The 20,259-nt window shown below is 59.0% G+C and carries 22 protein-coding genes; 7 read left to right on the top strand and 15 right to left on the bottom strand.

Annotated features, from left to right (window positions below; genetic code table 11):
- The first annotated feature begins 347 nt into the window (after positions 1-347).
- Complete coding sequence (locus tag NKI38_RS10070) at positions 348-1,049, top strand: Crp/Fnr family transcriptional regulator (protein WP_352656931.1); 702 nt, start codon at positions 348-350, stop codon at positions 1,047-1,049.
- Between the two features lie 81 nt (positions 1,050-1,130).
- Positions 1,131-1,376 (top strand): hypothetical protein, encoded by a 246-nt coding sequence (locus tag NKI38_RS10065; protein WP_352656929.1) that lies wholly within the window; start codon positions 1,131-1,133, stop codon positions 1,374-1,376.
- Positions 1,377-1,773: 397 nt separating this feature from the next.
- Here NKI38_RS10065 and NKI38_RS10060 read toward each other — a convergent pair whose 3' ends face one another.
- From NKI38_RS10060 to NKI38_RS10005, 12 genes are all read right to left on the bottom strand, one after another.
- The gene (locus NKI38_RS10060) at positions 1,774-3,924 is read right to left on the bottom strand and encodes a type IV secretory system conjugative DNA transfer family protein (protein WP_352656926.1); all 2,151 of its coding nucleotides are present in this window, start codon (positions 3,922-3,924) and stop codon (positions 1,774-1,776) included.
- Between the two features lie 11 nt (positions 3,925-3,935).
- Positions 3,936-4,961 carry a P-type DNA transfer ATPase VirB11 gene (gene virB11 / locus NKI38_RS10055; protein ID WP_502899282.1) on the bottom strand — a complete coding sequence of 342 codons (1,026 nt, stop codon included), beginning with the start codon at positions 4,959-4,961 and terminating at the stop codon, positions 3,936-3,938.
- Complete coding sequence (gene virB10, locus NKI38_RS10050) at positions 4,958-6,421, bottom strand: type IV secretion system protein VirB10 (RefSeq protein ID WP_352656923.1); 1,464 nt, start codon at positions 6,419-6,421, stop codon at positions 4,958-4,960. Before virB10 ends, virB11 begins: the two co-directional genes overlap by 4 nt.
- The gene (locus tag NKI38_RS10045) at positions 6,421-7,218 is read right to left on the bottom strand and encodes a TrbG/VirB9 family P-type conjugative transfer protein (RefSeq protein ID WP_352656921.1); all 798 of its coding nucleotides are present in this window, start codon (positions 7,216-7,218) and stop codon (positions 6,421-6,423) included. Before NKI38_RS10045 ends, virB10 begins: the two co-directional genes overlap by 1 nt.
- Positions 7,215-7,922, bottom strand: coding sequence for a VirB8 family type IV secretion system protein (locus tag NKI38_RS10040; RefSeq protein WP_352656919.1), 708 nt, complete (start codon positions 7,920-7,922; stop codon positions 7,215-7,217). Before NKI38_RS10040 ends, NKI38_RS10045 begins: the two co-directional genes overlap by 4 nt.
- A gap of 76 nt (positions 7,923-7,998) precedes the next feature.
- Entirely contained in the window at positions 7,999-9,042 is a 1,044-nt protein-coding gene (locus tag NKI38_RS10035) for a TrbL/VirB6 family protein (protein WP_352656917.1), read from the bottom strand.
- A 183-nt stretch (positions 9,043-9,225) separates the two neighbouring features.
- Entirely contained in the window at positions 9,226-9,960 is a 735-nt protein-coding gene (locus NKI38_RS10030; RefSeq protein ID WP_023785080.1) for a type IV secretion system protein, read from the bottom strand.
- Between the two features lie 9 nt (positions 9,961-9,969).
- Positions 9,970-11,127 carry a transglycosylase SLT domain-containing protein gene (locus NKI38_RS10025; RefSeq protein ID WP_352656914.1) on the bottom strand — a complete coding sequence of 386 codons (1,158 nt, stop codon included), beginning with the start codon at positions 11,125-11,127 and terminating at the stop codon, positions 9,970-9,972.
- Entirely contained in the window at positions 11,111-13,513 is a 2,403-nt protein-coding gene (locus NKI38_RS10020; RefSeq protein ID WP_352656911.1) for a VirB4 family type IV secretion/conjugal transfer ATPase, read from the bottom strand. The genes NKI38_RS10025 and NKI38_RS10020 overlap by 17 nt, the downstream gene beginning before the upstream one ends.
- Positions 13,510-13,803, bottom strand: a complete 294-nt coding sequence (locus NKI38_RS10015) for a VirB3 family type IV secretion system protein (protein ID WP_023720449.1) — start codon at positions 13,801-13,803, stop codon at positions 13,510-13,512. The genes NKI38_RS10020 and NKI38_RS10015 overlap by 4 nt, the downstream gene beginning before the upstream one ends.
- A gap of 3 nt (positions 13,804-13,806) precedes the next feature.
- Entirely contained in the window at positions 13,807-14,121 is a 315-nt protein-coding gene (locus NKI38_RS10010; RefSeq protein WP_023720448.1) for a TrbC/VirB2 family type IV secretion system protein, read from the bottom strand.
- 12 nt (positions 14,122-14,133) lie between these two features.
- Positions 14,134-14,787: a lytic transglycosylase domain-containing protein gene (locus tag NKI38_RS10005; RefSeq protein ID WP_352656909.1), complete on the bottom strand. Its 654-nt coding sequence runs from the start codon at positions 14,785-14,787 to the stop codon at positions 14,134-14,136.
- An 87-nt stretch (positions 14,788-14,874) separates the two neighbouring features.
- Here NKI38_RS10005 and NKI38_RS10000 point away from each other — a divergent pair, with 87 nt between their 5' ends.
- From NKI38_RS10000 to NKI38_RS09990, 3 genes are read left to right on the top strand one after another with little or no spacing between them, the layout of a single operon-like run.
- Positions 14,875-15,477 (top strand): hypothetical protein, encoded by a 603-nt coding sequence (locus tag NKI38_RS10000; RefSeq protein WP_352656906.1) that lies wholly within the window; start codon positions 14,875-14,877, stop codon positions 15,475-15,477.
- On the top strand, positions 15,474-16,016 hold the full coding sequence (locus NKI38_RS09995; RefSeq protein ID WP_352656903.1) for a thermonuclease family protein: 543 nt from the start codon (positions 15,474-15,476) through the stop codon (positions 16,014-16,016). The genes NKI38_RS10000 and NKI38_RS09995 overlap by 4 nt, the downstream gene beginning before the upstream one ends.
- Complete coding sequence (locus tag NKI38_RS09990; protein WP_023774993.1) at positions 16,013-16,177, top strand: hypothetical protein; 165 nt, start codon at positions 16,013-16,015, stop codon at positions 16,175-16,177. The genes NKI38_RS09995 and NKI38_RS09990 overlap by 4 nt, the downstream gene beginning before the upstream one ends.
- On the opposite strand, the gene NKI38_RS09985 is transcribed toward NKI38_RS09990, so the two are convergent.
- Positions 16,174-16,518 (bottom strand): hypothetical protein, encoded by a 345-nt coding sequence (locus NKI38_RS09985; RefSeq protein ID WP_352442700.1) that lies wholly within the window; start codon positions 16,516-16,518, stop codon positions 16,174-16,176. The two genes, NKI38_RS09990 and NKI38_RS09985, sit on opposite strands and share 4 nt — an antisense overlap.
- A 126-nt stretch (positions 16,519-16,644) precedes the next feature.
- Positions 16,645-16,767 carry a hypothetical protein gene (locus NKI38_RS09980; protein WP_023774995.1) on the bottom strand — a complete coding sequence of 41 codons (123 nt, stop codon included), beginning with the start codon at positions 16,765-16,767 and terminating at the stop codon, positions 16,645-16,647.
- Between the two features lie 114 nt (positions 16,768-16,881).
- Between NKI38_RS09980 and NKI38_RS09975 the strand changes: the two genes are divergently transcribed.
- A complete protein-coding gene (locus NKI38_RS09975; RefSeq protein WP_352656998.1) occupies positions 16,882-18,495 on the top strand; it encodes an RcgA family putative transporter in 1,614 nt (537 codons plus the stop codon).
- Complete coding sequence (locus tag NKI38_RS09970) at positions 18,485-19,510, top strand: RcgR family putative quorum lactone hydrolase (protein ID WP_352656900.1); 1,026 nt, start codon at positions 18,485-18,487, stop codon at positions 19,508-19,510. The genes NKI38_RS09975 and NKI38_RS09970 overlap by 11 nt, the downstream gene beginning before the upstream one ends.
- Before the next feature lie 159 nt (positions 19,511-19,669).
- Here the strand turns inward: NKI38_RS09970 and NKI38_RS09965 are convergent, their stop codons facing one another.
- The gene (locus NKI38_RS09965; RefSeq protein WP_352656898.1) at positions 19,670-20,206 is read right to left on the bottom strand and encodes a helix-turn-helix domain-containing protein; all 537 of its coding nucleotides are present in this window, start codon (positions 20,204-20,206) and stop codon (positions 19,670-19,672) included.
- Between the last annotated feature and the right edge of the window lie 53 nt (positions 20,207-20,259).

Genomic DNA, 20,259 nt, shown 5'->3' with positions numbered 1-20,259 from the left:
GAGCTTTTCGCGATGATTTGCCGACCCGCTTGATTGGCGCCTCGGCCTGAGGCCGTGATTCCTGGGTCCGGCCCTTCATGTCCCCAATTTGCGCGCACAGCTCACTGGCAATAATCAAGCGCAGGAACGTGCCCTCAAATGCCGCCACAGCGTATCCGCTTTGTGCCATCGGCTTTAGAAGCCCGGTTGGCCTCCGTCGAGGGAGCAGACTTTCCGCAGCTTTTCGCCAGCGACGGATCCTTTGCTAATCGCGCATTTGAAGCCTATGCTCGCTCATCGGCCGCCAGCGCTTCGGATGCAGCCGACCGTAAGAGGGAGACATGCTCTTGCCCGTCAGGGAGAGAGCCATGCCACAGTCCCTTCTTCGAAATCATGTGTTGAAAACCCTCTCGTCTGAGGACTTTGCCCTTTTGCAGCCATCGCTGCGTCAGGTCGAACTCGGGATCAAAACGTGGCTGGAGGTCGCACATCGGCCCATCGAGCATGTGTATTTCCCGGAGATGGGTATTGCTTCGGTGGTCGCCACCTTGACCGGGGGGCGGCAAAGCGAAGTCGGCCTTATCGGCCATGACGGCATGACAGGGATTGCTGTCATTCTCGGCCAGGACAGTTCTCCCAATGAAACCTATATCCAGGTTGCCAGCAATGGTTGGACCCTCCCCGTTGGAAGTCTTCGCTCTGCGATTGCGGCAAGCCAATCCCTTCGCGAGTCACTGCTTCGCTATGCCCACGCGTTCCTCGTCCAGTCGTCCCGGACCGCATTGGTCAACGGTCATTCGAAAATCGAAGAGCGGCTGGCCCGCTGGCTACTGATGGTCCAAGACCGCACCGATGGAAACAAGATCTACCTGACGCATGAATTTCTGGCGACGATGCTTGGTGCCCGGCGCCCTGGCGTTACCATCGCCCTCCAAATGCTTGAATATCGGGGGCTCGTTCACGCCAAACGCGGCGAGATCACAATTGTCGATCGCGTTGGAATGATAAAACTCACGCACGGTGCTTACGGCGAGGAGGAGCAAAGTCACTTCGGCCTTGCCTCCGCCTGATTGTTCGGAATCAGACAGACCCTTGCAGGCTACGGAATTCCTGCCGTAAATCGCGTTGAGGGTTTTAGGGAGGTTTTCTCGATGACCAGGAGTTTTCACACCGTCACAGTTGAAAGCGCCGCTGAAGCCTACGTCCTCTCCCGAGGCAAGGCCCGTTTTCTCTCCATCGCGCAGGCAATCCGCGCCATCCGAACACTCATGCCGGCATGCAGGGCTACCGACCGCGACCTGGAGGAGTTGGTGGCGGCAGCATCCATTATTCACGGTGTGCCCGTCGCGTTCGACTTAAAAACAGCCGTGGCCGCAGAACCACGGCTCCATTCATAGGGCCGGTGATGCCTGCGCTCGCGCAGACGCCTACCTTATCGGACGTTCGCCAAGCGATTGTCCGCCACCTGATCGACAACATCGGCAGTCCGAGCATTTCGATATCCGAGGTTAGCCGGAACGTGAGGAGAATGCTTCCGCTCTGCGAACTCACGGATTGGGAACTTGGCGATGTCATTGCGCGAAGCGCGGTCGATGCGGGATTTGCGATTGAACTTGACGGGGTGGGTCCCTGAAACGCCTGTCGAGGCCCAGTATCGTCGACGTTTTCGCGCCGTGTGATCTTCTTGATTGAGCCTTGCACTGCCCGAAGCGCGCCGCAATTTCCTCCGCCGCCATGACGTGTGGACAAGGTCACGGTAGACAAATGACCTCTCCGCCGCATTGGAATGCTAGCCTACCCATCGACTACATCAGGCAACGTATCTTCGACGACGCTCAAATTCCTATCGAAAGCCTCGATATCGGATGCGTTGGCGCGCAGAGACCGCACCTTGTTCAGGATCGCCGCTACCGCCGCTTCTTTGTCGGGCGCTATGCGTGCTGTCACTGCTTTGGCCGCCAAAGCGGAAAAATCTATTGCGGCATAGGCTGGTACGTCTGCAGCGTCTGTTGCTTTCAGCCTTTCTTTTACGATTGCGCGCCGGCCCGGCGACGGAGCTATACGGCCTGCTTTTGCGGCAAATGTCGCGCCGCGCCGCAGGCGGGCCTGCAAGAGGCCTGAGCGATACGCGGGTGCTGTCGGCACAATCGTCAGGAGCACAGGAGATGGAACCGCCGCAGAGGAGTCCGCGGCAGGGCTTTTCGTCCGCGAAACGTCGGTAGAGGCGGGTAGGGGCATGAACGCGCGTTTGGCGAGCTGGCCGTCGGCGAAATAGAAATTGCGCGTGCCGAGGATCGGCAGTTCCCCACGCGGCAATATGATGACCTTGTTCTTGTCGAGGGTGCGGATTTCATCTGGCCGCATCAGGGGCCGCCGCACTTCCTTGCGGTGCTCCGAGCGCGTGTAATAAGTGTCGAACAACGTTGCCTTGGTGCGCGTCACGTCCTTTTGCACGTCCGACGTTTCGCCGAGCTGCTCGGAAACGTAGCGCAGATCGTCCGCATCCTGCGCACCAAAAAAGATCTGCACGCGAGCAGCGTTGATGAGCGTCTTGCGCCCTTCCTGGCGATAAATCTCGTCCACAGCCTTCAGCGACTGCACGAAAAACCACATGGAAACGCCGTTGCCGCCGAGTACGCTCGCCATTTCGGTCACGTTCTCGAGCTTGCCGAGGTTCTGGAACTCGTCGAGCAGCACAAGCACTGGATGCTCGCCCGGCTGCGGCAGGCTTTCCGACATGAAGTTCATCATCTGCGTAATCAGGACATTGAACAGCGGTCCAAGCGACGTGATCTGCTCACGCCGCACGTCGAGATAAAGAGAAATCCGGTCACGCTTGAGGTTGCGAATATCGAACGTGCTGCGCGAGGTAGCTCGCATCAGGCGCTCGTTGAGAAAGGGGGCCATGCCGGTCCGGACGCCGGCGTAGATCCCGGAAAACTGCCGCTCAGACATCTCGAAATATGGCAGCAGGGTTTGCAGCGTAAAATGCGAGCATTCGCGGCGGCGTTCCTCGCGCAGCGAGCCGATGAATTCGAGGAGCGGCTGCTCGGCACCGTTCATGATCTCAAGGATCGTGGCGAAGGTCTTCTTCTCGTTCGGGATCGCAGGCGATTCCATGACGAAGGACGCGATGCCGGTAAAAAGGAGGCGGGCGTCGTTAACCCAATAGGGATCCGCGTTGGACGGGGGGCGCGGAAACAGCGCCGCAGCGATATTGCGAAGGTCGATGTCGCGCTGTGCAGAATCCAGCGAGATGAAGTCCATCGGATTGTAGCAGGCGTTATTGCCGCCCGGGTCAGCCGGCGCGAAGCGCACCACACGGCTGATGGTTGAACGATAACCGGCAGTCGCCGCATAGGTCTCGCCTCGCAGGTCGAGAACCACGAGCGAATGCGGCCAGGTCAACGCGTTCGGGATGATGAGTGACGTGCCTTTACCGGAGCGCGGCGGCCCTATGACGAAGCCGCCGACATCATCGCCATCAATCCACAATTTCTTGCCGCCGATCAGCTTGCGCTGCATCAGGCGGATCTTGCCGGAGCGCTGATCGCGGCCGGGCGACAGGATTTCGGTAAGCCTGCCGCCGGCTCGACCGACGAAGACGCCGCCAACTTTCGTCAGGCCGGTTTTTGATACGTCGCTCATAGTCATGAAGCGAGAGTCATTGCGCTTTCTCGGGCGCATGAGAAACAGGCCGACCAGGGGCGCAAGAAACCCTAATGCTCCCGCTGGAACGGCGTATTGTACCCGGCCAAGATCCCTTGCCATCGCGTCCGCCCAGGCCTGACGAAAGACCGGCAAGGGATCGGCGTTCAGCTGGTCGAACAGGACGTGGGAGCCAGTCCGGTACCAATCAGTGGCGGTATAGGCGACCGTGAAGAGCAGGGCGCCCATGGCCATCGCCATGAGTACCGTGAAAATTGCTGTTGCGATTTTCTGCATGGGTGGGCTCGCTAAATCGTCTCCGCCTTGGTGAACTTGATCTCGCTGACGCCACGCCGTCCGCCTTCGGTGCGGACCATCTGCACGACCACCGGAATGACCTCGCGCAGGTAGTCGAGGATTTCGCTTCGTGCGAGGCCCGAGCTGCCCTGCATGACCATCAACGCCAGGCGCTCGTAGGCGGACCGGGCGGAATTGGCGTGAACGGTGGTGAGCGAACCCGGGTGGCCGGTGTTGATCGCCTGGAGGAACGCGAAGGTTTCAGCGCCGCGCAACTCGCCCAACAGCAGACGGTCGGGCCGCATGCGAAGCGAGGCTTCGAGCAGCTGTTGCGCGGAGACCTTGGCAAGGCCCTGGTCGCCCTTCGAGGCTATCAGGGTGACGTTGTTGGGAGCCGGCAGCCTCAGTTCGCGGGTATCTTCGATCGTGATGATCCGTTCATGAGCCGGGATCTCCTTCAAGAGTGCATTCAAGAACGTGGTCTTGCCCGTCGACGTACCGCCAGAAACGACGATCGAGACGCGGTTGCGCACTGCATCCTGAAGGAACTCCATCGGCGACGTGTCGTGCAGCATTTCGACAAGTCGCTTTTCTTCGGCCGACAGCGCAAGTCCGCTGCCCATCGCCGTGTTCTCGAATGCGCCGAGATTCTTGTAGGCATCAAGGCTCATATCCATGATGACCTGCTTGCGGATCGAAATCGCGCCGCCTTCGGGAGCCGCGGGGGGCAAGATGCATTGGATGCGCTCGCCCGAGGGTAGAGCGGCCGACAGGACCGGCTTTTCCTCGTTGATGACCTGATTGGTCGCCGAGGCGACGCCCGTCGAGATGTTGCGTATCCAGCCCGGCGTGACCTCGCGCTTGAGGACGTGCTCCATTTCCTTTGCACCGAGGCGTTCGATGAACAATTCACCCGGCCTGTTGATCGCAATCTCGGAAACCGAGTCTTCGTTCAAATAGGACCATATCGGTTCCAGATGAGCGCGCAGGACCGGGGCTCTCGCCCAAGGGTCGGGGAGGGGATGCACCGCATTCATCTCACCGGGCTCCCATAGTCGGGATAGAAATGATCCTTTGGCGTCGCGTAAAGAGGCGTCGGATCAATCGTCGTCTTCGGTCGCCCACCTGCCTTCAGGCGGGCCACTTCTTCCTGGATGGGATCAGCATACAAATCCGCGAAATCGAGATCCCGCCGCACCAGCACGACAATCGATGTGCCCTGGTCGACATAGACTGTCGGGCCAATGTTCTGCGTGTCACGAAACGCCTCTTGCGCGAGTTGCTGCAGGGCGGTCGATGATTTGTCGAAGGCGATGCCGCGGGCGTCGCGCTGCGAGCCATTGCCGCCATAAGTTACGGTCGTGGTCTCACCGGTCACGGGATCGACCGTCGACACCTGGCGCTGTTGTCCGTTCTGGCCGCTATCGCCAAGCGAGGACAGATATTCAGAGACACCGCCAACAATGGAAAGCATGATGGCGTTGCCGTAACGTTCAACCCAATGCGTATCGACACGGCCGCCCATGCCGCCGCGGCCGAGCGCATCTGCACCAGGCGACTTGATATCGACGGAAATGCCGTCCGAGCGGATTACCCTGCTCCAGACGATGAAAACACGCTTTTGACCGCGCGCAAGCCCCGAGCGGTATTCTCCGGTCAGGCGCGAGCCCTTCGGAATGAGGATCCGCCTGCCGTCGAGCGAGAAGACATCCTCACGCACGACTGCGCGCACGGCGCCGGGAAGGTCGGTGTTAACAGCGGTTTCCAAATAGCCGCGAATGATCGTTCCCTCTGGGATCAACGCATCGGTGCGTCGAAAAACCCTGGCTTTGACGATGCCGGAGGAACTTGCCTCAGACTGCGCCAGGAATGCCTTGTTGGGGTCACTGTCGGCGCCGGGGACCGGGATGATCTGACCGTCGGGCGCGATTTCGACCTGTGCCGCCTGGGCGCCGGCATCCGTCGAGCCGGTTTGATCATTCGTCACCATCTGGTTCGACCGCAGGCGTTCCCACACCGCTTTTTCGTGCTCGGCGGCTTCAGCCTTGCGGCGAGCCTCGTCCTCAGCCGCGGCCTTGCGACGGGCTTCTTCCGCCTCGGCCTTGCGGCGAGCCTCCTCGGCAGCCATTTGGGCCTCCAGCGCTCGCCGCTGCGCGTCAAGGTCCGAGCCCTCCTGCACCGTCTGATCGACATTGTCAGCCTGTTGCGTGCCACCCTGGTCGGCGGCCGGTGGCGGCACCACGATCTGGTCGATCGTGCCGTCGGCAGGTTGCGGCGGTTCGTTCAACGCCGGCGGGCGGAACTCGGGCGGGTTGAAGTTTTCCTCGCCATCGCTGCGAACGTCGCGCGATACAGGCTCCCTGGGCCAGTTCAGCCATATCAGCGCGCCTACCAGCAGCACGCCGAGGCTGACCAAGGCGATCCTGGTACCCACGCCCGCACCACGGCGCGCGACCTTCGGGCTGCCGTCCAGTTGGTTATAATCGATCTGGGTCATCACCGCCCTCCGCTGGATCCGAACAGGGTGGAACCGCCTGTCAGTTTCGTTGGACCGTACACTTGCTCGACGGGATCGATCGCGTTGGGTCGCGCCCGGTTGTAGAGGCAGAGCGTCTTGCCATCGGCCCGCAAGGTGAATTGCCGTGCGACCTTGTCGATGACGGTGTATTTGCCCTGCGTGCGAACGTTGACCAGCGACTCCTGACGCTTGTCGTCGACAACGAAGATCGCCGGAATGTCGCCCTTGAACTCCAGAAACACCTTGGTGCCGTCGTCGAATACGGTGCGCGGCTTCAGGCTATCGTCGCCCTTGTAGGCGTAGTCGTAATTGAGATCGGCATAATTCAGATCCTTCAAATCCGGATCGGCGGCGCTCTCCTTGGCCTGTGAGAGCAGGCGCGCGTTGATATCCTCGTCCGGGTATTTGAACCGGACCTGGAAGGATGCCCGGTCACGGCTATTGTCAGTCGCCTGCAGCAGCAGGGAATAGACGCGCCGGTTGGTGACCACGTTGACGTTGGTCCACGCATCGCGCTCCAGCGGCTTGACGAACAGAAATCGCGATCCGCGTTTGGGGATGATCGACCAGCCTTTCGTGTCGCCAGCCGACACGGTTTCGATGACTTCGGTCGGGCTGAGCTCGACCATCGTGGAAATGCCAAGAGCGGCGCGCACCGACGTCACGTCGTCGTTGTTGAAGGTGACATATCGGATGCGGCCGTCGCGTGCGGCCGCGCCGTGCATTGTGCCGAGCAGAAGGGCGGCCGGCAGGGCGAGGCTTACGCGCCATCTCATTGCAGGCTCCCAGCGGCCGGCGCCGATTCCTGGTCGCGGCGATAATCCGTAACCTGAAATCCAAGCGGGTTGTCGAAACGCCATTCGTTCTTGAGCGGCGTCGAGGTGTAGCGGAATTTTATCACCGCCACCCAATTGTCGGCGGTCGACGAATTGTCCCGCCGCGTCGTCGTGGCAAAGCGCACCGAGGCTGTGTTGCGATTGAGCAGGGAAACCGATTTGATCTCGACCGAGACAGTGACATTGCGGCCAAAAATCTTGTCCAGCGATTGCGGGTTTGCAGGCGTATAATGCCACGTCAAATCCTTGGACGCGGCATCGGTGGAATAGAGCTGTGCCAGGTCGTAATTCTGTTTCAGTTCACGGGAGTCGTAGGTTTCGCGGGCCCTGATGTAGCGCACCAGATTGGCGGCCGTGACGGCCTCGTTCTGCGACAAATCTCCAGGCTTCAGCGCGCGCATGATCTCGAGGTAGCCCGTCGATTTGTCGACCTCGACAACATATGGTTCGAACTGCCGGAGCGGCAGTATCAGCACGAGCGCCAGCAGCGACAGCACCGCAACCAGTCCCGAAATGCCGCTGACGATCCAGGCCAATGTGCGCGATCGGCGCATTGACCTGTGCGTGTCGTCTTCCCAGGTCGCGCCGGCCCTGTAGTAGCGCTTGTCCACGAGTTCGCGGCTGCTGCTGGCAGGTGTTTCCATTGAGATTGACACTTACTATTGCCTCGTTTGCGCGACGATCCCGATCCAAGGGCCGCTATCGGTGATCATTCTTGTTCTAGGCCAGAGGCCTGGAGTTATCGCGCGCACCTTGCTGGATAGCGGTCCGGGTTGTGGCATCCGCCCTGGCTGCTCGCGAAGATCGAAAACTGTTTGTCGCGAGCTGCCGGGCGCCCCGAGCGGCGCGGCCTGCGGCCCATCGCGCGCCGGAGTAGCGCACGGCATTCCTGCCGAACGTCCCATATGAGTAGCGAGCGCCCATGGTGCTGAGATACCCGCCGCCATTCAGGATCGAAGCAATCGAGGGTATCTGCATGAGAACGTAGATGCCGATGATCGTCACCAGCACCAAGGGCAACACCAGCGACATTTTGCTGTCCATGGTCGCTCCGCCGGACGTCGCGGTGTTCAGCGCCGCATTGACGAGCGAGAAGTAGAAACCGAGAAAGCCGTAGATCAGGACTTGCTGGATCATCAGGAAGGTGGTCAGCGAAAGGAAGCCTTCGCTCATGCGCGAGGACCATCGGTAAAGCCAAAGAATGATCCATATCGGCGCCAAGGCCAGCGTGATGAACAACATCACCTTGGCGGCGATGATCGCGGCAATGGCAAGCGCTGCGAAGATGATGGCAGACAGCAGAACGAGCAGCGACAAGAGCGCACCAAAAATGTCGTAGAAGGATCCGCTGTAGACCTGATTGGCGACGTCCTGGGCCCCTTGGTAGAGGTTGTCGATCAGCGCTGGAATTGCAGCCTGGTCGCTGAGCTGATTGCCTGTGGCTCGCGACACGGCGCCGACGATCACCTTTCCGACCTCGTCGGGAATGCTTTGCACGAGCTGATAGATCGTCGCAGAAAATGTGCCCCATCCGGTCAGCAGCAGATAGATGATGACGGCGCGGCCGAGGCGATAGGCCGCTTCGATTGGCGAAATCGACTCACGCCCGCTCAGGATCGAATAGCCCCACCACAAGATATAGAGGGTCAGCATGAGGGTGAAGACGTTGCCCATCGCATTACCCAACTGCATATAGACGGTGCGAACGAAGTCCTCGCCGATGTTGTCAATGCCACCGAGGATGCTTGCGGCGAGACCGTTCATGGATCCTCATCAATGATGCTGGCGAACGGCGTTGAATTGACCGGCTTTAGCGCGCCGCATTCGTCGGCGTGGGCATACGCCAAAGGCCCGCACGGAGCTTTCAGTTCGCGATTTGCGCATCCAAAAAGCCCTGCGCCGAGCCCAATCACAACGCATATGCGCAGGACTCGCCCCGACAAGCGTTCAGCCCCCGCTCTTGCCGAATTCCGCGAACGGATTGACGGTGCGCGGTGTCATCATCTTCTGCACCTGGCTCTGGCGAAGAAGATCTCCCTTCAGCTTCTCATTCAGGGCCGCGACCGCGCCGTTCTGGACGCCGATCAGTTCGTTGACCGCACGCGCGTTTTCCAGCTGCATTCGCGTGTTCTGGTCCACCGAACCCTTGACGTCCTGCGACTGCCCGATCTGGCCGCTCGCTGACTGCAGAGACTGTTGGCGCTGGGTAACGCCCTGCGAAGCCTGCGAGGTCAATGCGCTTAGCAGCGAGGCCACATTGACGCTGCCGCCATAGGCGGTGTTGACGGCGCTCGTCTCCTTGCCGGCAATCTGCTGGAGCTGCTTCACCAGCTGGAGCCCATTGATGACCGCGCCGGCGATTTTCTGGATTTCGGGCGACAGGCCGCCAAACGAAAGAGCCCCGCCGTTCAGGATCGATCCGAACGACGGCGCCTGGGCAATCGACATATTGCCGCCAAGGCCCATCTGCCCGATCCCGAGCGAACCGTCACGACTGCCGCTGAGAGCCTGCAGGATCTCCTCGCTCTTTTTCAGGATATCCTTGTTCGAATCCATGATGGAGTTGGTGTTGTCCGCATTCTTGCGGGCGACATCGAGATTGGCGCCATCAATGACGGCAATCTGTGCGTGGGCCGTGCTTGCCCAAAGCGCCAGACTGGCAGCAATCGCGAATTTTTTCATGTCAGCCTCCTATTGCTGTAGAGAATTGATCACGCTGGCAGCGCCGGCAGGATCACTGGTGATGATCATCGAGCGGCTGTCGGCCGAGCTTGCCCCCGCGTTCTCAAGTGCGCATGGTAGCCACCGGCCGCGATCGATCCTCAACCGCTCCAATTCCGCGGGATCACAAGAGAACGGGTTTGGAGAGCCGCTCTTCGGCTGTTGCACCAGCTTGGACGACTGCGATGCCTGAACATTCTGCAACGATAGAAGTTGGGCCAGCAACGTCGTAAAATCCCCCGCCTGGGCGAGGTACTGGTTGGTGACATCGGCGTTGATCCCACGAGCCGACGAGTTCAGCTCCCAGGCGTCCTTGTATTCGGTCACCTGGCCAACGTTGCCCGCCAGCGCGTCGATTGCTGCGCCGTTGGCGCCGATCTGCGATGAGCTTGCATCAAGGCCGCCAGCCGCCTTCCTCACCGTGCCCATGGCCGCGTCCTGAGCCGTGCCGCCTGCGCCGTCGGCCGTTACGATCGAGAATGGCGGCGGCGCGGCGGCCGGAGCCTTGCCGCTCGACACATAGTCGTTGAAGTAGCTGTTCCAGCGGCCGACGCCGCCGGCCCATTGGTTCTGCTCGCCTGCGTTCGATCCGTTGTAGAAGGAGGCGAGACAGCTGTAGTTCGTCGCCCCGCATTGCTTCACGCCCATTCCGAGGTATTTGACGCCGCCTTCGACATTTTGCTCGTTCACGTCGCGGTCCAGTCCCATGGACTTGCCGGTGCCCTTGGTCAGCTGCATGACGCCTTTGACGCCGGTGTGGCTCCCGGCGCATGTGTCGAAGCGCGATTCCTGATAGGCGACGGACAGTGCTAGGCCTTCGGGCACGCCGTATTTTTGCGAATAATAGCGGATCATCTTCACGTTGCCCGCGTCGCGCTGCAACGCTTCGGCAGGCGACCGGCGAAACATCTGTGAGCGGTATTTGTTCGAATAGGTGCAGACGACGCTTTTCTTCTTGTCGGTTTCGTCCTTCTTGGCCTCATCCGACTTCGTGCTGTGCTGCTCGTCCTCTTGCCGCTTGTCGAGGTTCGGCCCGTCGATCACCGCGATCTGAGCGACCGCCACGTTCATGCTTTCCGCCGTAGCGAGAGCCATGACCAGACAAGCGCTGCTAAGCCGCTTCGTCATGCTCGTTCTCCCATCCGCAGAAGTATGGCAGCCACATCTCTGGCTCGTCGCCGAAGGTCTCCCGGAGCCGTGCGCATTCCTTGCTGTTGGCTTCGTTCGAGGACAGGACCTTGATGAGATCGGGCATCGCCGACAAATCGAGCTTGGCCACGATCGAGTCGCTGTCGTGCTTGACGAGGAAGGTGCGCGTCTCCTTCGCGGTTCGGCGCACGAACTCGAATTCCTTCGCTGTCAGCGAGAAGCGCTCCATGTAGGATTCTTTGCTCGCCTTCGGGTTGGGGAAGAAAATGTTGGTCTTCGTTTGCTCGATCAGTGACGACGAGATGGAGGAATTGACGACGTCTTCCGCTGTCTGCGTGCCGAAGCCCACCACGCCGTTGCGGCGACGAATGGTCTTCAGTGTCTCGTTGATGAAAGCGGCGAAAACCTCGTCGTCCAGCAGCTTCCAGCCTTCATCGAGGAAGAGCATGATCGGCGAGCCATCAATGACTTCTTCAAGACGGTGGAAGATGTAGAGCAACGCCGCCGAACGCAGCTTTCGGTCACTCAGGATCTTGGTCATATCGAACCCGACAACCGGCTTCGAAAAATCGATGAGATCGACGGGATTGTTGAAAAGCCAGCCTTTGTCCTTCGGGTCGAGCCAGGGCTGTATCCGTGCGGCCAGATCGTTCATGCCGGGCATGAGCGAGCCGCGCAGCACTTCGGGTAGCAGGTCGAAGGTGCGCTGTTCGCGCGGGATCTTGTAGATCATGTCGACGGCGGCGTTGATGACGCGCATCTCCGCCACATCAAGCGTGCCGCCTTCCGGGGTCAGAATGTAGAGGAGCAAATCTTCCAGGAAAGAACGGTTTTCTGCCGTGTCATCAAGCTGCACTGGCGCGAACCCGGTCGGCTGGGAAGGTTCCATCACCTCGTAGCGACCGCCGAGCGCCCGAACGAAAATTTCAGCACCGCGCATATAGTCAAAATAAACACATCGCGGCCGCGGCATGATGCGCATGGCCTGCGCCATCAGGAACGACAGCACCACGGTCTTGCCCGATCCGGTCGGGCCGAACACCGTGAAGTGCCCGACATCGTGAACGTGGAAATTGAAATAGTATGCCGTCTGGCTGGTCGTTTCGAGCAAAGCGATGGGCCGTTTCCAGTGCAGCCGCTCACGTTGGCCGGTGGGGAAATTGTGTCCGGAGAAAAGGCCGGCGAAGTTAAGCGACGAGATCAACGCACGTCGCGCGATGTAGCTGAAATTTCCCGGCAATTGCGCCCAGAAGGCCAGTTCCGTGTTCAGTGTCTCGCGAACCGGCACGATCGACATCCGCGAAAGCTCGGCCGTGATGTCGGATAGCGCACGGTTGAGCCCGGTCATGTCCGGCGCCAAGGCCATGACGCTCATGTGATGTTGCCCGAAGACCACTTCGCCGCCGGCCAGCTTGTCGGCGCCGTCGTGGACGGAGTCCTCGACCGTCGTGCCCGCCTCGTCTGAACCCTCGACCTGGTTGGCGATGGTGTTGATCCTGCGCATCGCCGTTACACGGTCCTCGATCGCGAAACTCTGCGTCAGGACAAACTCATGTGGCAGGCGCAAGAGACCGTCCAATGAGCCCGGAGCTGTGAACGGTGGGTATTCCTTGATCGACACCATGGCGCCGAGCTTGCCTGCGTCCGGCCCGCGAAGTTCCAGCGCGGATTTGCCGAAAAACAGCTGTCGTGTCGCCAGCACATCGCCAAGGCTCATGCGCGGCAAAGGCATTTCCACGTCGACGCCGCCGGCGAGGATCTTCGCCAAGAATTCCGCCGGCTCGGAAAAGAAGCTTTCGCGGCGTTTTACGACGCCGAGAAGACGCGCACCATAAGCCGTGAAATCCTTGACGACGCCGTCGAGAACGTCACGCAATTCGGCCATCGCCTCTTCGCGGGTTTCCTCGCCCGCGGTACTTATGCGAAACGCATTGAGCGCCTTGTCCACCCAGCCGACGCGGCCGACCATCGGTCGGCGTATGACAGTCAGATACGCCTCGTTGACGAAAAGGTTTTTCGCCCCAAGCTCATCCATGTAGCGGGCGTCGAGCTCGGCCACGAAAGGATTGTCAAAGTCGCCTTCGATCTCAGGCGTCACGTGGCGGCGGATGATCGTCGTGTAGACCGCAAAGCGAGACGTCGAGAGATTGCGGAACGTCGTGTTGCGGTTGAACATTCGGCTGTTCAGCTCGGCCTGGTCCATCGTCTGGAACGGCAGGCCACTAAGCTGGATGACGCCGACAAGAAAGCCGCTCTTCGTCACGATCAGATTGTCATCGGCATGGCGAAGGTAAGGGATGTGCATCGCCGCGGGCTTTTCGCGGCGGCGCTCACGGCCAAATTTCAGGTCGGCATCGAGGCTCATGGCGAATAGCTCCTCGCCCCCCAGAAAGTAAGGTTCGCCACCGCTCCGCGTTTGGAGACGCGCCGCTCGAAAATATGAAACATGTAGGGGTCGCGCTGGCACAGATATGCGCTGACCAGATGCACTACGCCGAACACGCCAAGGCCGAGCATGAAGCTGCTCGTGGCGATAAAACCGATCACCGCCAGGATGCCGTTCAGGGCAAAAACCTCATATCGCACCCCCCATTTCATCGGGGGGCGTGTCAGTGGCAGGCTGACCGGCTCGACATAGACTTCCTCGTCGTCCATGTCTCAGCTGCCTCCAGCGGTCGCGCGAACCGCATCCACCAGTTGGGCAGCGCCGAAGATGAGAGCGATGCCAATGATGATGGAAAAAGCCATCATCCACGCCAGCCGGCCCGTCATGGCGAGGAAGCCGAGAAAACAGACCGCGATGATGGCGAATGAGCGCGCGATGTTGCCCTGCAGAACTCCGACGAACCACTCCAGCACGTTTTCGACTGGCGCCGCCGACTGGGCATACGCAGTGGCTGGCGCGAGAGCTATTCCGACCGCCGAGGCCAAGGCCAGTTTCAGGGCAAATTTGCCCGCTTTCCTGTATTCCACCCTTGGCTCCTTTCAGTTGCCGAGATCCATGACATGACCATCCTGCCAAGCGTCCTCGCTTGCTGGCGGAGCGGCCGCGAGCGTCTCGGATTTGGTCAGGGCGGACTTCTTCACCACACCGCCGAACTTCCAGCGGTTCAGTATTTTCACGATGTATTCCGCCGTCTCCGGATTCACCGGAATGCCCTGCGCCTCGTAGACGCTGTTGGGCCCGGAGTTGTATGCCGCCAGCATTAACAGCGGATCCCCGAATTCGTCATAGAGTGACTTCAGGTAGCGAAGGCCAGCCCGGACATTTGCCTGTGTATCGCAACGGTCGCTGACCCCTAGATCGGCCGCCGTGCCTGGCATCAGCTGCATGATTCCCAGGGCTCCGGCTTTTGAGGGACCCTGACTGGAGCCGAGATCGCTTTCGGCCCATGCAATTGTCTCGGCCAGATCGGCGTCGAAGCCTTCCTCTTGCGCGATTGAACGCACAAGTCGGGAGACCTCGGTCCGATTTACGGTCTTACACTCCCCCGGCCTTTGCGCCCCGGCCGCGGCAAGACCTTGCGCCGGCGTTGCAAAGGCGATTGCCACGCGGTCTGATGCCAGGTCCCGGCCGTGCGCTTGCAACGGCAACGTGGCGCCAAAGAGCGTGAGCAGAAGAGCGGATCGAGTGTTCATACTGTCGCCAAAATTTAACACTTTACTATGGCTACACGCAGCCCTAGTAAAGTGTCAACACGATATCGATCACAAGGACGGATTTCGATGAAACAGACGGCCCTTTGCACGGTCTTGCTGCTCCAGGGCACCCTGGCTTATGCTGCTGGCGCCGACGCCCCGAGCGCCTTCGCACAGCCGTCGGAGCACTATCTGCTCCAGTTTGCGAAGCCGGGCGAAAAGGTGTTCGTCTATGAACGCTACGATGGGAAAGGCGCGCTCTTTCAGCGCGACGCGGCCGCTCTCATCGGGCCAGTTAAAGTGCCGTCGGCGACCGAGCGCGTCGTCAACGGCGTGACGTACCGGCTGCGCGGCCTTGCCGCCTGCCCAAAACCGAAGATTGCGTACAAGACGCAGCAGTGGGACTGCACGAAAGCCGCGCAGGACTACGAAGAGGCGATCTACAACGATCGTGCATCCGTCGTGCTTTGCAAAACACTCGTGCTGCAAAGCAGGAAGGGTGAACCCGACGCTGTCTCGTGCTTCTCGCTCGTGGGTGCGGGTAACGCAAACGACCCGTACAACGTCGCCTACGACGACGACGAAATGGTTTTTTTCGACATGGCGGCGATCGGACGCAACAAGGACGGCAAGTCGCTGCGCCCGGATCTCGAGCATTCCGCCGAACTCGGTGGACAGTTCCAGGAATGAAGCGGGCGAGCTTCGCAGTGCTGGCCGCATTTCGGTTGTGTGCATCGGCACAGGCCCAGGATGCATCGGAGTCTGCCGTGCCCCTCGCGGTATCGAAATCAGCTCAACTGCTGACTGGAGATACATGGCGTGACGGAGATCACCTTTTCCGCCTCTATGGCGTCCAGTCATGTCTTCGAGGCACATCAGCCGAAGAGCCAAATGGGAACAAAATCGATTGCGGGAACACCTCGCTGGCGCATCTGGCAGCGCTGTTCGACAGCGCGGCGGTTACGTGCCAGCCAATCGGCCACGCCCTGGACAAGGCGGTTTTTGTCGTGTGCGGTGCGCAGCTCAATGGCGAAACAATTGACGTTGGCACCGCGCTCATAGCGACCGGATATGCGTTTGCCGCAACGACAGCAAAGGGCAAAGCCGTCAATGAGAACTACCTCGTCGCGGAAATCAACGCTAAGATGAAACGTGCGGGTTTGTGGGGCACGACGTTTCAGCATCCTGTGCAGCTGCTGCTAAACAAGCGTTCGGAGAGACAACAATGAAGCACGACGATGATGCGCACAGATATTACTATCCCGTGGAAGGACGCACTGACGGCGCCATCGGCGATGCTGTCGCTCTCATCGCGATCATCTTGGTGCCGGCAGGAATCTATGCGGCCTGGAATACCGTGGCCTCATGGATTTCAGCGCTCTTCTCCTAGGACTGCAGTTTCGCAAAAGAACCGAGCAACGCGCGAAAATCGTCGACATCAACCTCGCACCAGTCGTTCCCCAACAACCGCCGGAAATAAGCTGCCTTCATTTTCATCTCAACGACATCGGCCACCGGCGCAGCGGCGGCGCGCCGACGCGCGATAGCCTCCTCCGCCATGACCGAATCCAATCGCCGGCCGATCAGAGTCGCGTCCGGCCCTTCGGCCCTCAGCCATCGCTTGCCGAGACGTTCAACCATGGCGACTGCATGACGATGCGCCGCGAGCAGATTCGCGACCCCATCGGGCTCTTCCATCACTCCGTTGTTACAGACCACTTGAATGGGCATCGACCGGCTCCACGCGCATGACAATTCGTAAATGATACCTGGGGAGGCGAGAAAAATAGGGATGGGTTCATCCTCTGCTTCTCGGGCTCCCGAAGCCCTGGCTACCGCTACTTTTCGCTCATGCGGTCACACTACCCTGCCACCAGACAAACGTTTCAGATTGTAGTCGAAATTGCCCTTGGCCGGCGGTTTGCGAAACATCTCCCACGCAGCAACCGTGTTCAGCCTCTCCAGCGGGTCACCCGTCATCCGATCTTCTCCCGTGCCGGCCAAAATCGAGTTGATAAAAACGTTGATTGAGGACGAAGGCACGATAGGATACGAAGCCTAGCGAAACGGAACGAAACTAGAGCCTATAAGTTGTTGTTTAGGAACGGAAAGTTATTTCTCCCTCCGCCGAGAGACGGGAGTGATTTCAAAGAATTATTCAAACGACTGGCGGCGGCGGGTGCGGGTCGACTGTTGGCCCAAGACGGGTTTCCTGCTGGCCCATGGACGCCCGAGCTCCTTGCAGAGGCGATTTCACTGATTGATTCCAACCGGGTTGGGGTCGATCTGCGAACGGTGCAGCTTTGGTTTCAAGAGAACGAGAAGGGAATTAGCATTGCCAACATTCGTTGGCTGGCCAGGATTTTTGGATGCGATGATCCGGTCGCAACTAGCGAATGGCAGATTGAGCTTAGTGAGGCGCAATCGCGGTTATCGGCCAAGAGACGAGAATGGAGGAGGGCCGGAAGCAGCGTTGCACAGGAGATTCCAGATACGGCACCGACTGCGCCCTTCGATGACGAGACAGACTCCCCGGTAGAGCTGACACTGGATACTGACCCCAAGGGGCCGAGCCGGCGTTTTAGTTTGGCGAGGAAATCGGAGGCGTTTTTTAGTCGCGGATCTCCCCTGAATTTACCGACGTCGGTGTTTGCGGGCGTCACCGCTCTTGGGTTTTTGTCGTATCTTACGGGGATTCACAGCGTGACGTATGACCGGGCGGATGGCGTCGTCAAGCAGGTTGGGTTTCTTTGGACGGCGAATTGGACATTCGTCTTCATGGTATTTTTGCCACTGTTTTTTGCCTTCGTGACCGAGCTGGTGACCTTTTGGAAAGACGAAGGCCGCCCAAAGCTTGTAGCGCAGGGCGACAAGATGAAAAGCGATGATGCCTGGGCTCGCACCGTACAAGCTTCTTCGTATTCATATTGGGCGGTTTTTTTGATTTGTGTGGTGTTCGCCGGTCTTTTTCAGTGGATCGGCGTGTCTTTAATCCCGTTGCTCAAAGGTGGTGGCAACTATGCGACGGATTGGGGCTCGTTAGCGATTGTGCGCCCTGAGGTTATATCGGTGCCGGAAGCAATCGTTTTCACGGGGCTCGCTTACCTGTATATGTGCCTCTGTTTTTATCTGTTCTTCGTAGGCCTCATTTTGCTTTATACGGTGATCCATGATCTTTGGAGAATTGGAGAAGCAGCGAGTAATCGGCCGGAGGTGTATTATCAACACGAGCTCCATGAAGCCAGCCTCAGGGTTATGCGTGCGATTTTTCGGTGTACTGTTTTGGGGCTTCTGATCGCCATAGTCATGAAGCTCCAGAGTGCTTACCTGACATCGCGTGGAGAGAATATTGTGTCTTGGTTGGTCGGCGATATGTCTTCCGCCTTTTATGAGCGCAATGATGTGAGCGCCGGGATCATCTACCGTAGGCCGACCCATTACAGTAGCCTTCTTATCGCTATTTCGACCTGTTTTGTATTTCTGTACGGCTCCATCCGTTTAGGTGTCGAGCGTCGGTTTTGTATGTATTTGTGGAGGATGTCAGTGATCGTAGCGTTACTCGTGGCTAGCTATTTGCTGATCGATGCATTTTCTGGCTTTTCGATCCTTCTGGGCCTTGGAGTGCTGTTCGCAATATACGGCCTGTTTGATCCAGGGTTGGGGCGAGGGCAAGCGAGTAAGTTAGGAAACAATCAGAGTGTATCATAGTTGGCTTGATCGTTGGGATGAGCGGCGGGCGCGACGCGGTGAGGAAGGGAAGAAACCAACCGATTTCGCCCTTGACGCGGAACGCGCCTTTCCAGGTGCGAAGAAGATAAAAAGTATCGAGGAATTCTGTGCCCTTGCGGACCAGGCCGTAGCTGATCCAGCCTTTTTCGATGACCCGAATGTGAGTGATCAGGGGTTTGAAAGGCTAGATGGGTGGCTCAAATTTCCATCGGACATTTCTACTGATATCGAACAGAACAATGTCGTCTCGGCGAAAATCACAGAAAGCCGGTCGTTCGATCAGGCGTTGGTGATTTTTCACCATTGGAATGCAAGCTCCCGGAATCGTCAGATTGCCAATTTTTTCTCGCAGCGTGGCATCACGGTTGTCGAGATTGCTATGCCTTATCACTTCGAACGCAGCCGTCCCGGCTCCGTGCACGCCGACTATATGCTTAGCCCTAATCTCGGTCGAACGATCCAATCTGTAAGGCAGGCAGTGTTGGATGGGCGAAAACTCATACGTTTGTTGAAGATCGAAGGCTATCGAGAGATTTCGGTTCTCGGTATGAGCTTAGGCTCCTGGGTTGCGGGGATGGTCGCGGCGCACGACTCGGCTGTGTCAAAAGCCTCGTTGTTTCTGACGGCCGGGAGTCTAGCGGATATGGTTTGGACGGGTCGCGCGACACGATTGATACGTGATAGCCTTGAGCCTGAGATTGAGCTGACCGATCTCAGAAGGGCCTGGGGTCCACTTAACTTGGAGAATTACGCACATAGTTTGGCGCGGCCTGATCTCGATCTTCATGTCGTGTTGGCTAAGAGAGACAAAGTGGTGTTGCCAGAGCTATCGGAGAGGTTCATGCAGAGGCTGAAGGACGCCGGAGCTAGGCCAAATATTTTGAAATTAAACTGTGGTCACTATTCGCTCGCCATGCCGCCATACATTTTATTGGCCGGTTTGAGCTTGAAACGGTTTCTGTCGCGTGCTGACAAGTCGGCCCGGCGAGCATGAGTTTGGCTTTGGCCGGTCGTCATCTTGTCAAAGTCCTGTTATCATTCCCGCCGCTAACAGCCGACGCTGACAGCAGCGGCCCGACAGCCGCGGCGGGGGCGCTAGTCGGCCGCCGGACCTGACCGGCAGGGCAAAGGAGCGACGCCGGCGCTGGGCGAATTATGGCCCTTTAGGAACACTCGTGGGGGGCGAGGTGTCGGCTCTGCCAGGCGGGTTCTTTTCGGAAAAGAGGAAGGTCGCTGGATCAAGTTTCAACGCCTTGGCGATCGCGGCAATCGTGTCCACGCTGATGTTGCCGCTCGCGCGTTCCAGTTTCGTGAAGGTCGCCTCCGCCACGCCGATGAGTTCGGCCATCTCATAGCGGTGCAAAGTACGTCTTTGCCGCTCAAAATCGATGATGTGCGCCAGCCGCTTGCGGATCGCATTGTCGTCCAACCGATGCGCCCATTCCGGAACTTTCTTACCGCCGGCGAGCAGTCCTGCAAAAGACAATTGCAAGCCGTTTGCCATGACCTGCAGCGTCGTCAATGTGACATTATTTTTCTGACGCACAGTCTGAATGTAGGTTCGATAGGCCAGTTTTTCGCCCTCGGCGGTCCGAAACAGTTCGGCCATGTGCATATGGGATAGGCCGCGTCTGGCTCTCTCCCGCTCAAGCGTCATGGCAATGTTGGCGCGCAACGGGTTGTTGACCACGCCTCCGTCGTCTCGTTTCATAAATCGATGTAGTCGCACAAACCTGCCTTTTC

This window comes from Mesorhizobium sp. M0621, assembly GCF_040320745.1.
In the GTDB taxonomy this organism is placed as follows: domain Bacteria; phylum Pseudomonadota; class Alphaproteobacteria; order Rhizobiales; family Rhizobiaceae; genus Mesorhizobium.
The sequence above is the reverse complement of the archived record's forward strand: the minus strand, read 5'-3'. Positions and strand labels throughout refer to the sequence as shown.